The organism is Bacillus sp. D48C (genome assembly GCF_053345735.1).
The window spans coordinates 39,359-51,479 of record NZ_JBKFAQ010000004.1 but is presented as its reverse complement, the minus strand read 5'-3'; the positions used below and the strand labels follow the sequence as shown (position 1 = coordinate 51,479).

Sequence of the window (12,121 nt, the reverse complement as noted above, 5' to 3'; positions counted from 1 at the left end):
CCCCTATAATTAAAAAATCCAATTCCAAATAGTGAATAGACCAACAATGGCAGAAAAGAGAAGGCAAGCAAGGAATGCTAGACAGCCAAAAGGAACTAGCTTATCTTGCCATGTTTCTTTATACTCATAAATTAACTCCTCTGCTACTTTCTTCTGCACTGAAGATAAAGGTTGATCTTTATACAAAGCTTTTATATGGTTAGAATCGCCTTTAAACTTTAAAGCGCGTGCAATATGATGAGGGTTATTTCCCATTGATTTCTCAAATAATAAACATGATTCATGCATAATATCTGTTTTATGCTCCTCTAGATACCAGTAACGTCCAGCCATTTCTGGATATTGTAATTTATAATAAATATCTCCGAGTTGTTTTCGAAGATGTAATTCATTTGGGTATGTAAAGATGAGGCCGTGCAATCTGTCTCTTGCTTTTCCAAGATTATTATTTTCAATATCCTCTTCGATTCTTTTTAATGTTTTTCTAGGAATTTTGTTGTTCATAAATTCCTCCTTATTTGGAATAGAGATAATTATATTTTATAAGAAATACTAAAAATTAGAAATTCCATTTTAGAAAAAGATTGTACATTTTATTTTAATGTGCTATGATGATGTCAGTTGAATAGTTAAATTAAGCAATCCATATGTTATCAAGTGCTGAAAACGAACGAGAAAAAGTATGTGAGAACTAGTTTATGTTTCGTATTTGATAATGTGTGGATTCTTTTTTTAGACAGGAAGACTAAAAAATTTAAAATTTGTATTTTCTTAGGAGGAAATAATTATGGCAGTAACAGGACAAGTAAAATGGTTTAACAACGAAAAAGGTTTCGGTTTCATCGAAGTTCCAGGCGAAAACGACGTATTCGTACACTTCTCAGCAATCGAAACTGACGGTTTCAAATCTTTAGAAGAAGGTCAAAAAGTTAGCTTCGAAATCGAAGACGGTAACCGTGGACCTCAAGCTAAAAACGTAATCAAACTATAATTTTATAGTTGATGATGGAAAAAAGGATGGCTAATGCCATCCTTTTTTTTTAGGTTGTGCAGAAATTTTTTTCAGAGCCTGTTTTTATATCTAAATCTCTTTTTCTATGTTACAACTGGTAAAAAATTATCGGGAATGCGTATTAGTTTCTGTATAAGAATTAGTTCAGCAAGAGCATTTGCTGCGTATGATAGTAAATAACTATAAGTTTGTATTCTTTATTGAAATAGGGGAATCTTTTCCAGATAGACCTTGAGTCTCATCTTTTTTGTTAGTATTGTTATTGGAATTTTGTACGTTTTGAGATGATGTTTCTAACAGTTGTTCTTGTTCCTTGCTAGGAGTATTCAGAGCATCTGAGGGGATGCTATTAACCTGCTGACTTAATAGATTTTCTTTATCCATAGTATACAACTCCTTTTTAGAATTCGATAAAAAGCAATGTAATTATAAATAGCTACTTATATATATTGTGTTTTTGAATGACATTATATACAAAACTTATATTACAAAGTTAATTAATTGACGAATTGTTAGTGATGGAAAAAGATGTACAAATTTAAATTTTTTAGTAAAAATTAAAAGCGGGTAACAAGTACAAATACTCTTTCTCATGTTTTATATAAGGATCATATTACAAATCAAAAAAGATGTAGAGAACCTTGGAAGAAAATATAGTTGTTTTTCTAAGGGTGAAGAAGAATAAATAAAATGATACTACAAATGTAAAAAGGCTTTCCAAAAAGGAAGGCCTTTTACTCTTTTTTCGCTACGTTTTTCTTCTCACGTTTTTTACATTCTGTACATTTTGATTTACGAAACGGTTTGGCAAAGAATAGCAGAATAAAAAATAAACCGAATATAATACTAGCTGAATTTTTCACGATAATGACGCTACTATTTTTCATTTGAATCGATGGTTGGATCTCTTTTTCTTCCATAGTGGCCCTCCATATATTGGATTTACATTTTAATTATAACAAAGTTAATTGTTGTAATGATGTGAAATGAGGAAGTGATTTCAAATATTTATAGCAGTATAAATGCTTTTTTGTGCACAATGCCATCTTGTTATTTTTATATATTTATTTTGAAATTTGAAGAATGTTTGATAAATAATAAATTAATGTAAAATAGTAGAATGTGCAATCCGTTTTCTTTTCATAGGTGCTAAAATTATATATGCAGCTGCTAATATAAATGGAAAAAAGGAGATAATAGAGTATGGAAAGTAAAGTGGAACGCTATGTCGAAAATTATGTTGTAACGAAAAATACGATGGCCTTACTTCCTGTTATTCTAAGTGAAAAGAAAATTGTTACGCGAGTCGTTGAAATGAATGATTCTTTTTTCGTATTTCAAAAACCACTAGATATTATAGAAAGAAGTTGCCGAAAGCATGGTTCTAGTTTCTTAGGCAGAAAAGAAGGAACGAAAGAATTAACTCATATTACACATAAAGCACCGATTGCGATTAGTCCTACAGATCAACTTTATTTTTTCCCTACCTATTCTTACTCTAGAAAAGAGTGCGCTTGGTTGTCTCATTTTTATATTGAAGGTAATAAAGAATTAAAAGATGGAAATCTTATTATTAGGTTTATAAATGGCTTTGCTGTGAAATTAGAAATATCAAAAACTAGTTTTGAAAATCAACAAAATCGTACAGCGAAATTGCGTACTGAATATGAAGATCGTAGGAAAAAACAAGGGAGCCCTTGTTTTAAAGAGATTGATAAAAAAGAGGAATCAACATTAAGACCTGCTTATGAGAGAGTGTATTTTGTGAAGGAAGGCGAAGTGTGAAAGGATGGGGGAATCATCCCCATTCTTTTTTGTTTATCCGCTATTTACCGGGCAGTAAGACGCACACATCAAAATTCAGCGAAAGCAAAGAAGTTAGGTGGGGGCCCTGCTGCCTGTAAAAGCCGGATTGGTGAGGGTTGATTAAAGTTTCATTTTATCAATCTTTATAGATAAAGAGATGTGTTAGAAAAACCGAGTTGTAATTTCATTTACCGATAAAAATATCGGAAAACCACCTAAATAACAAAACGAACGACATTTCCTGTCGAATATTGATAGATTATCATAGCTAAATAATGAAGGAATTCTTATGAAAGATATGGAAACTTTAATAAATACATCTCCATATGTCGTATCTACCATTTCCTCTTTCATATAAGCAATGATACAGTAGGGATAGTATTTAGAGTAAAGGGGTAAAGTGTAGAATGGATTTTCAGACAATCAAAGAGTATTTTTCACCAGAAAATATGGATCATATTGTTGAGAGTTATAAAGCGTTCGGACCACTTCTTGGTATTGGTTTACCGATGATAGAGGCGTTGATTCCAGCATTACCGCTTATTGTATTTGTACTGGCGAATGCTGTTGCATTTGGCTTTTGGCTCGGTTTTCTTTATTCATGGCTTGGATCAGTAATGGGTGCATTACTTGTCTTTTTCATCATCCGCCATTTTGGTCGCAGTCGTTTCTTTTCGTTTGTAAATAAGCATGAGAGAGTAAGAAAAGCAATGGGGTGGATTGAAAGGAAAGGATTCGCACCGATTTTTGTTATATTTTGTTTTCCGTTTACACCGTCAGCGCTAATAAATGTTGTCGCTGGTTTATCACGAATTAGTGTAAAACAGTTTGGGCTAGCGTTAGCATTCGGAAAACTTGTGATGATTTTTATTTTAACGTATATCGGTCATGATTTAATGTCATTTATTCATAATCCGGTGAAATCAGTCATTGTAGCGATTGGTATTTTTATTTTATGGTATGTCGGTAAGAAAATTGAAGTAAAGTTAGAACTACATTAAGAATAGTCTTCTTTGTAAAGGAAAGCTTCAGTATTAAAGGATAAGGGGAGAAGCGGATGAAGAAAACTTTGAAAAAAGAAGGCATAGAGTGGATACGAACAATTTTAATTGGTGTATTATTAGCTGTATTTTTTCGAACGTTTTTCTTCTCAACGTATGTTGTAGAGGGGAAGTCAATGATGCCGACATTGCAAGATGGTAATATGCTCGTTGTAAATAAGGTGAGTTATCAAGTTGGGGACTTGAACAGATTTGACGTTGTGGTGTTTCATGCGAATAAAAAAGAGGACTATGTAAAGCGAATTATCGGTTTACCTGGAGATCATATTGAATATAAGCATGATAAGTTATATATAAATGGACAATTTATTGATGAGCCGTATCTAGAGAAATATAAGAAAGAGATAAATGGAAGGCAACTAACAGGCGACTTTAAATTAGAAGAGTTAACGAAAGAAAAGCTGGTGCCACCCGGGTTTATTTTTGTAGTAGGTGATAACCGGCTCGGGAGCTGGGATAGTAGACACTTTGGCTTTGTAAAAGCTGATACAGTCGTCGGTAAAGTTGATTTGCGATATTGGCCAATTCAAGAGGTGCAAACGAATTTTTCAAAAGGTTGATATAATAGATAGAAGTATAGAAAAGACAAACAACTCAGTTTGTCTTTTTTCGTGTACTATAATACAATTATAGTAGCAAACTAACGTTCGTTATGTAAGTGAAAGGTGGGGTTACATGTCACTTCGATTTGTGATTGGTAGAGCGGGAAGTGGAAAAAGTACACTTTGTTTACGCGAAGTGCAAGAAGAGTTAAAACAACGCCCGAGAGGGAAAACAATATTATATCTTGTGCCAGAACAGATGACATTCCAGACGCAGCAGGCGTTAATTGGAAGTGAGGATGTAAGAGGTTCTATTCGGGCACAAGTTTTTAGTTTTTCACGATTAGCGTGGAAGGTACTACAAGAAGTTGGCGGAGCGAGTCGTCTTCATATTGATGAAGCGGGTGTACATATGTTACTCCGTAAAATTGTAGAGTCTCGTAAAGATGGATTATCGGTGTTCCAAAAAGCAGCGGAGCAAAACGGTTTCTTTGAACATCTTGGCAGTATGATTGCAGAGTTTAAACGTTACAATGTAACGCCATCTAACGTATATGAAATGTGGCAACAATTGGATGCGCATAGTAGCAGTGCCGAACAAAAGTTACTAGCGAATAAAGTGTATGATGTACAGCTATTATACGATGATTTTGAACGTGCTTTAATTGGAAAATATTTAGATTCAGAAGACTACCTGCAATTGCTAGTGGAAAAGCTTCCGCAGTCTGAATATGTAAATGGTGCGGAAATTTATATAGATGGATTTCATTCATTCTCCCCGCAAGAGTTAGAGATTGTAAGACAGCTTATGATTTGCGGAGCGAGAGTTACGATCACGTTAACGATAGATGAAAAAACGTTAGCACAGCCAGTAAATGAACTCGATTTATTTTATGAAACGACGTTAACGTATGAAAAAATCAAACAAGTAGCGCGTGAAGAGAAAATAGAAATTGAAAAAACAATTCCACTTATGGAACAGCCGCGTTTTCATTCTCCGGCATTAGCGCATTTAGAAGCTCATTATGAAGCGCGTCCGAATGAAAAATTTAACGGTCAAGCGAGTGTAACGATTAGCACAGCTGCGAATTTACGAGCGGAGGTAGAAGGTGTTGCTCGTGAAATTCGTAAACTTGTTGCGAATGAAAAATATCGTTACCGAGATATTGCAGTGCTTCTTCGTAATGGGGAAAGTTATTACGATGTGATGCGCACGTTATTTACAGATTACAATATCCCGCACTTCATCGATGAAAAGCGTCCGATGTCACACCACCCATTAGTAGAATGTATTCGTTCTGCACTCGAGATTATTAGTGGGAATTGGCGTTATGATGCGGTGTTCCGCTGCGTGAAAACAGAGCTTTTATATCCATTAGACGTAAGAAAAGAAACGATGCGTGAAGAAATGGATGAATTTGAAAATTACTGTTTAGCGTACGGTGTACAAGGAAAGAGGTGGACTTCAGAGGATCCATGGATGTATCGCCGTTATCGTTCTCTTGATGATACGAACGGGATGATTACAGACAGTGAACGTGAAATGGAAGAGAAAATAAATATGTTACGTGACGTTGTAAGAACACCTGTTATTCGCATGCAAAAAAGGTTAAAGCGTGCAGGAACAGTTATGCAAATGTGTGAAGCAGTTTACTTATTTTTAGAAGAACTGGATGTTCCGAAGAAGCTAGAAGAATTACGTATACGTGCAGAAGAAAGTGGAGATTTCTTATTTGCGACAGATCATGAACAAGTATGGGAAGAAGTAATGAGTCTTCTTGATACATTTGTAGAGATGCTTGGTGAAGAGAAAATGTCTCTTTCTATGTTTACGGACGTTATGTCGACAGGTCTTGAGGCACTTCAATTTGCTAACATTCCGCCGTCATTAGACCAAGTGTTAATTGCTAATATTGATCACTCCAGGTTATCTGACGTGAAAGCAACGTTTATTATAGGTGTAAATGAGGGGGTCATTCCAGCAGCACCTATGGATGAAGGTATGCTTTCTGATGAGGAAAGAGAAGTTCTTGGTGCGGCAGGGATTGAATTAGCGCCAACGACGAGACAAACTTTGTTAGAAGAACAGTTCGTTATGTATCAAATGGTAACGAGAGCGTCTGAGAGGTTATACATTTCATGCCCGCTTGCAGATGAAGAAGGAAAGACGTTACTTGCGTCTAGCTTTATTAAGAAAATAAAAAGAATGTTCCCTAATGTGAAAGATTCATTTATTACGAATGACGTAAATGATTTATCACGTTCAGAACAAATTTCATACGTAGCAACGCCAGAAGTAACGTTATCTTACGTTATGCAGCAACTACAAACGTGGAAGCGATACGGATTTGAAGGGAATTTAGACTTTTGGTGGGACGTATACAACTTCTACGTAACTTCAGATGAATGGAAACAAAAAAGTAGCCGCGTCTTATCAAGTTTATTCTATCGAAATCGTGCGAAGAAGCTAAGTACAGCAGTAAGTAGAGATTTATATGGAGATATAATTAAAGGAAGCGTCTCTCGTATGGAACTATTTAACCGTTGTGCATACGCTCATTTTGCACAGCACGGTTTATCACTTAGAGAGCGTGATATTTTCAAGCTTGATGCACCAGACATCGGTGAATTATTCCATGCGGCATTAAAGAAAATTGCGGATAAGTTATTGCGTGAAAACCGCACTTGGGCGGATTTATCTATAAAAGAGTGTGAGTATCTTTCTGTCTTAGTAATAGAAGAAATCGCACCGTTATTACAACGACAAATTTTATTAAGTTCAAACCGTCATTTCTATTTAAAACAAAAACTACAACAAATCATTTTCCGTACGTCAATCATTCTTCGTGAACATGCGAAGTCGAGCGGATTCGTACCAGTTGATTTAGAAGTGCCATTCGGTATGGGCGGTACAGGATCACTTCCGCCGATGGAATTCTCACTACCAAATGGTGTGAAGATGGAAGTAGTCGGCCGTATTGACCGTGTTGATAAGGCAGAAGATGAGAACGGGACGTTCTTACGTATTATTGATTATAAATCAAGTTCAAAAGCGTTAGATTTAACAGAAGTGTATTACGGATTAGCACTTCAAATGTTAACGTATTTAGATGTTGTTACTTCGAATGCACAGACGTGGATGAAAAAAGGCCAAGCAGCATCACCAGCGGGTGTATTGTATTTTCATATCCATAATCCAATTGTTGAAATGAAAGGTGACGCATCTGAAGCCGAAATTGAAAAAGAAATTTTAAAGAAATTTAAAATGAAAGGACTCGTATTAGGAGATGCTGACGTTGTTCGTTTAATGGATAACAAACTTTCAACAGGGAGTTCAGATATTATTTCTGCTGGCCTGAAAAAAGACGGTAGCTTTAGTGCGCGTTCAAGTATTGCAAGTGAGCAAGAGTTTAACGTACTGCAAAAATATGTACACCATACGTTTGAAAATATCGGAAAAGATATTACAGAAGGTGTTATCGATATTGCTCCTTATAAAATGGGAAATAAAGCAGCGTGCACGTTCTGTAACTTCAAATCTGTTTGTCAATTTGATGAGTCACTTGAAGATAATCAATTCCGTACGTTAAAAGATATGAAAGATAGTGAAGCGATGGAGAAAATAAGAGAGGAGGTTGGCGGAGAATGATAGAAAATTGGCCTAAAAAACCAGAAGGTAGTCAATGGACAGATGACCAGTGGAAAGCTGTTGTAGCGAACGGACGTGATATTTTAGTTGCGGCTGCAGCTGGATCAGGTAAAACAGCAGTATTAGTTGAACGTATTATTAAAAAGATTATTAATGAAGAGAATCCAGTCGATGTCGACCGCCTGCTCGTTGTAACATTTACAAATGCAGCAGCGCAAGAGATGAAAAATCGAATTGGGGAAGCGTTAGAAAAGGTATTAATTGATGAACCAGGCTCTCAGCATGTAAGAAAGCAACTGAGCCTATTAAATAAAGCTTCCATTTCAACAATTCACTCATTCTGTTTACAAGTAATTAGAGGATATTACTACATGCTGGATGTTGATCCTCGTTTCCGTATTGCGAATCAAACAGAAAATGAATTGTTAAAAGAAGAAGTGCTAGATGACATATTAGAAGAAGAGTACGGAATCGAAGATAATACAATCTTCTTTGAACTTGTTGATCGTTATACGAGTGACCGTAGTGATGATGACTTACAACGTATGATTTTAGCGCTTCATACAGAGTCAAGAGCGCATCCAAATCCGGAAAAATGGCTTGATAAATTAGTAGAAGCATATGACGTAGAAGGAAAGACAATTGAAGATTTAGTATATGCTTCTTATTTATTAGAAGATGTGAAATTCCAGCTTGAAACAGCGGAACAGCATATTCGTAAGGCAACTGAACTCGCAATGCTTCCTGACGGTCCAGCGCCTCGCGTTGAAACCCTGCAAGCAGATGTAGCATTACTTGGAACGTTATCATCAGCTGCTCGTGAGTCGTGGACAAGCGTGTATGAAGCGATGCAAAACGTATCGTGGCAAACGTTAAAGCGTATTAAGAAAAGTGATTACAATGAAGATGTTGTAAAACAAGTAGACTCTCTTCGTAATAAAGCGAAAGATGAAGTAAAGAAATTACAAGAAGAGTTATTTAGCCGCAAACCTGAAAGTTTCTTACGAGATTTTCAAGATATGCACCCAGTATTAGAAAAGCTTGTTCAACTTGTAAAAGTATTTACAGAGCGTTTCCAAGCGATGAAGCGAGATAAAGGAATGGTCGATTTCACAGATTTAGAGCATTTCTGTTTACAAATTTTAAGTGAACAAAGTGAAAATGGTGAAATGAATCCGTCAGCAGTGGCGCTCCAATATCGTAATAAATTTACTGAAGTATTAGTCGATGAATATCAAGATACGAACTTTGTACAGGAATCCATTATTAAATTCGTAACGAAAGATTCTGAGAGTGAAGGAAACTTGTTCATGGTTGGTGACGTAAAGCAGTCGATTTATCGTTTCCGACTAGCTGAACCAGGACTATTCCTAGGAAAGTATAAACGCTTCACACAAGAAGGATTGGGCGGCGGAATGAAGATTGACTTAGCGAAAAACTTCCGTAGTCGTCATGAAGTACTAGCAGGTACGAACTTCATTTTCAAACAAATTATGGGCGAAGAAGTTGGAGAGATTGACTACGATGCTGACGCTGAATTAAAACTAGGTGCTACCTATCCAGAAGGTGAAGATGTAGCGGCAGAATTACTCTGTATTCAGCAAACGGAAGAAGAAGTAATAGACGGTGAAGAAGGTGCAGAAGTCGAAAAAGCACAGCTTGAAGCTCGCCTTATGGCGCAGCGCATTAAAGCGATGGTTGATTCCGGTTATGAAGTGTATGACCGTAAAACGGATAGTATGCGTCCTGTACAATACCGCGACTTCGTTATTTTACTTCGCTCCATGCCGTGGGCGCCGCAAATTATGGAAGAGTTAAAATTGCAAGGAATTCCGGTATATGCTGACCTTGCGACTGGTTATTTTGAAGCAACGGAAGTAAATATTATGATGAACGTATTCCGCGTTATTGATAATCCGCTGCAAGATATCCCGCTTGCAGCTGTACTTCGTTCCCCAATCGTTGGATTAAACGATGAAGACCTTGCGACGCTTCGTGCTCACGGAAAGAAAGGCTCGTTTTATGAAGTAATGAGCTCATTCTTAAAAGGTGCACCGCTTGAAGAGGAACAAGAACTTCATGAAAAACTAGAGTGGTTTTATAACTTACTGCAAGGATGGCGTGAATTTGCACGTCAACAATCACTTTCTGATTTAATTTGGAAAGTGTACGGCGAGACAGGTTATTACGACTTCGTTGGCGGTTTACCAGCTGGAAAGCAAAGGCAGGCAAACTTACGCGTACTATATGACCGTGCAAGACAATATGAAGCAACATCATTTAGAGGATTATTCCGCTTCTTACGTTTTATTGAACGTATTTTAGAACGCGGTGATGATATGGGGACGGCGAGGGCCCTCGGTGAACAAGAAGACGTTGTTCGCATCATGACGATCCATAAAAGTAAAGGGCTAGAGTTCCCGGTTGTATTTGTAGCTGGACTCGGCCGTCGTTTTAATACACAAGACTTAATGAAACGTTTCTTACTCCATAAAGATTTCGGTTTCGGTTCGCAATTTATCGATCCGCGTAAACGAATTAAATACACGACATTATCACAGCTTGCGATTAAACGTAAAATGAAAATGGAATTAATTGCGGAAGAAATGCGCGTACTATACGTAGCGTTGACGCGTGCGAAAGAGAAGTTAATTTTAATCGGAACAGTTAAGGATGCAAATAAGGAGATGGAAAAATGGCTTGATGCGAGGGAACATAGTGAATGGTTATTACCGGATCACATACGTGCCGGAGCGTCTTGTTATTTAGACTGGATTGCACCTTCATTATATAGACACCGTGATAGTGAAATGCTTCTTGAATTAGGACAAGGAAGTATTCCAGATGAAATTTACGGGTATGAGACGAACTGGAAAGTAGAAGTTGTGGACGGTAACACGCTACTTGCACCAGAGCCAGTTCAAGAAGAGAAACAAGAATTGTTAGAAGCGCTTCGTGAGAAAAAGGCTGTTCCCCTGCAAAGTGAACGGAAAGAAGAAGTGTACGACAGATTAATGTGGAAGTACGGATATGAGGATGCAACATCTTATCGTGCGAAGCAATCTGTTACAGAAATAAAGAGAAATTATCAATCTGAAGAAGGTAGCGATAATGCCTTTATTAAAAAACTACGTACGCCAATTAAAACACGTCCGCGCTTTATGGAGAAAAAAGGATTAACGTACGCAGAGCGTGGAACAGCAGTCCATGCCGTTATGCAGCATGTTGATTTGAAGAAGCCGATTACGGTTGAAGTTCTGCAAGAGCAAATTGCTGGAATGGTAAATAAGGAATTATTAACATTCGAGCAGGCGGAAGAAATAGCGATTGAAAAAGTAATTTCATTCTTTGACAGTGATTTAGGTAAAAGGGTACTAGCGGCGAAAAGTGTTGAGCGTGAAGTGCCATTTACGATGATGCTTGCAGCAGAAGAAGCATATCAAGATTGGCAAGGGAAGAGTGAAGAAACGATTCTTGTCCAAGGGGTTATCGACTGCATGATTGAAGAGGAAGACGGCATTACGTTAATCGACTTCAAAACAGATACGATTGAAGGGAAATTCCCAGGCGGATTCGAACAAGCAAAACCAATTTTAGAAGATCGATATAAAGTACAGCTTTCGTTATATGCAAAAGCGCTGGAGAAAAGCTTACAACATCCTGTGAAAGAGAAATGTTTATACTTCTTTGATGGGAATCATGTTGTAAATATTGAGGAATAGAGGGGCTTGAAAATGGTAACGGAAAAAACGTTAAGAACTTGTGAAAAAGGACATGAATACTACAAAAGTAGCGATTGCCCAACTTGCCCGACTTGTGAGAAAGAAAAGAAACCTAAAACAGGATTTCTTTCACTTCTTTCATCACCAGCACGAAATGCGCTAGAGCACCATGGAATTCACACGATAGAAGAACTATCCAAGTATAGTGAAAAAGAGATTTTAAAACTGCATGGTATGGGACCTGCGTCTATGCCGAAGCTTAGAAAGGCTTTGGAGGAGAGAGGGTTATCATTTAAATAAAATGAAATAGTGCCTCTTTACTACTTACT

General features: G+C 37.0%; 10 protein-coding genes. 7 read left to right on the top strand and 3 right to left on the bottom strand.

The genetic code is table 11. The features are described 5' to 3' along the window. Positions 1–9: 9 nt before the first annotated feature. Entirely contained in the window at positions 10–504 is a 495-nt protein-coding gene (locus ACLBXA_RS12080) for a DUF6584 family protein (RefSeq protein WP_001060337.1), read from the bottom strand. Positions 505–787: 283 nt separating this feature from the next. On the opposite strand from ACLBXA_RS12080, the gene cspA reads away from it, so the two are divergent. Beyond that, complete coding sequence (cspA, locus tag ACLBXA_RS12075; protein ID WP_000301518.1) at positions 788–991, top strand: RNA chaperone/antiterminator CspA; 204 nt, start codon at positions 788–790, stop codon at positions 989–991. A gap of 201 nt (positions 992–1,192) precedes the next feature. Here cspA and ACLBXA_RS12070 read toward each other — a convergent pair whose 3' ends face one another. Beyond that, positions 1,193–1,396 carry a hypothetical protein gene (locus ACLBXA_RS12070; protein ID WP_000356915.1) on the bottom strand — a complete coding sequence of 68 codons (204 nt, stop codon included), beginning with the start codon at positions 1,394–1,396 and terminating at the stop codon, positions 1,193–1,195. A 350-nt stretch (positions 1,397–1,746) separates the two neighbouring features. Further along, the gene (locus ACLBXA_RS12065) at positions 1,747–1,932 is read right to left on the bottom strand and encodes a hypothetical protein (RefSeq protein ID WP_000391375.1); all 186 of its coding nucleotides are present in this window, start codon (positions 1,930–1,932) and stop codon (positions 1,747–1,749) included. 283 nt (positions 1,933–2,215) lie between these two features. Here ACLBXA_RS12065 and ACLBXA_RS12060 point away from each other — a divergent pair, with 283 nt between their 5' ends. The 6 genes from ACLBXA_RS12060 to ACLBXA_RS12035 all read left to right on the top strand — a co-directional run bounded on the left by ACLBXA_RS12060 (position 2,216) and on the right by ACLBXA_RS12035 (position 12,092). Then, entirely contained in the window at positions 2,216–2,797 is a 582-nt protein-coding gene (locus ACLBXA_RS12060; RefSeq protein ID WP_000444446.1) for a competence protein ComK, read from the top strand. 428 nt (positions 2,798–3,225) lie between these two features. Then, a complete protein-coding gene (locus tag ACLBXA_RS12055; protein ID WP_000347517.1) occupies positions 3,226–3,819 on the top strand; it encodes a TVP38/TMEM64 family protein in 594 nt (197 codons plus the stop codon). 56 nt (positions 3,820–3,875) lie between these two features. Further along, on the top strand, positions 3,876–4,439 hold the full coding sequence (lepB, locus tag ACLBXA_RS12050) for a signal peptidase I (RefSeq protein WP_000751896.1): 564 nt from the start codon (positions 3,876–3,878) through the stop codon (positions 4,437–4,439). Positions 4,440–4,554: 115 nt separating this feature from the next. Continuing rightward, positions 4,555–8,070: a helicase-exonuclease AddAB subunit AddB gene (gene addB, locus ACLBXA_RS12045; protein ID WP_242297053.1), complete on the top strand. Its 3,516-nt coding sequence runs from the start codon at positions 4,555–4,557 to the stop codon at positions 8,068–8,070. Then, positions 8,067–11,792: a helicase-exonuclease AddAB subunit AddA gene (gene addA / locus ACLBXA_RS12040; protein ID WP_242297054.1), complete on the top strand. Its 3,726-nt coding sequence runs from the start codon at positions 8,067–8,069 to the stop codon at positions 11,790–11,792. Before addB ends, addA begins: the two co-directional genes overlap by 4 nt. A 12-nt stretch (positions 11,793–11,804) precedes the next feature. Next, complete coding sequence (locus tag ACLBXA_RS12035) at positions 11,805–12,092, top strand: RNA polymerase alpha subunit C-terminal domain-containing protein (protein WP_000255717.1); 288 nt, start codon at positions 11,805–11,807, stop codon at positions 12,090–12,092. The last annotated feature ends 29 nt before the right edge of the window (positions 12,093–12,121 follow it).

Excerpts from the sequence above, each read along its gene's own strand:
- addB (WP_242297053.1), top strand. The coding sequence starts at position 4,555 with ATGTCACTTCGATTTGTGATTGGTAGAGCGGGAAGTGGAAAAAGTACA.
- ACLBXA_RS12060 (WP_000444446.1), top strand. The coding sequence starts at position 2,216 with ATGGAAAGTAAAGTGGAACGCTATGTCGAAAATTATGTTGTAACGAAA.
- lepB (WP_000751896.1), top strand. The coding sequence starts at position 3,876 with ATGAAGAAAACTTTGAAAAAAGAAGGCATAGAGTGGATACGAACAATT.
- ACLBXA_RS12035 (WP_000255717.1), top strand. The coding sequence starts at position 11,805 with ATGGTAACGGAAAAAACGTTAAGAACTTGTGAAAAAGGACATGAATAC.
- ACLBXA_RS12055 (WP_000347517.1), top strand. The coding sequence starts at position 3,226 with ATGGATTTTCAGACAATCAAAGAGTATTTTTCACCAGAAAATATGGAT.
- ACLBXA_RS12080 (WP_001060337.1), bottom strand. The coding sequence starts at position 504 with ATGAACAACAAAATTCCTAGAAAAACATTAAAAAGAATCGAAGAGGAT.
- cspA (WP_000301518.1), top strand. The coding sequence starts at position 788 with ATGGCAGTAACAGGACAAGTAAAATGGTTTAACAACGAAAAAGGTTTC.
- addA (WP_242297054.1), top strand. The coding sequence starts at position 8,067 with ATGATAGAAAATTGGCCTAAAAAACCAGAAGGTAGTCAATGGACAGAT.
- ACLBXA_RS12070 (WP_000356915.1), bottom strand. The coding sequence starts at position 1,396 with ATGGATAAAGAAAATCTATTAAGTCAGCAGGTTAATAGCATCCCCTCA.
- ACLBXA_RS12065 (WP_000391375.1), bottom strand. The coding sequence starts at position 1,932 with ATGGAAGAAAAAGAGATCCAACCATCGATTCAAATGAAAAATAGTAGC.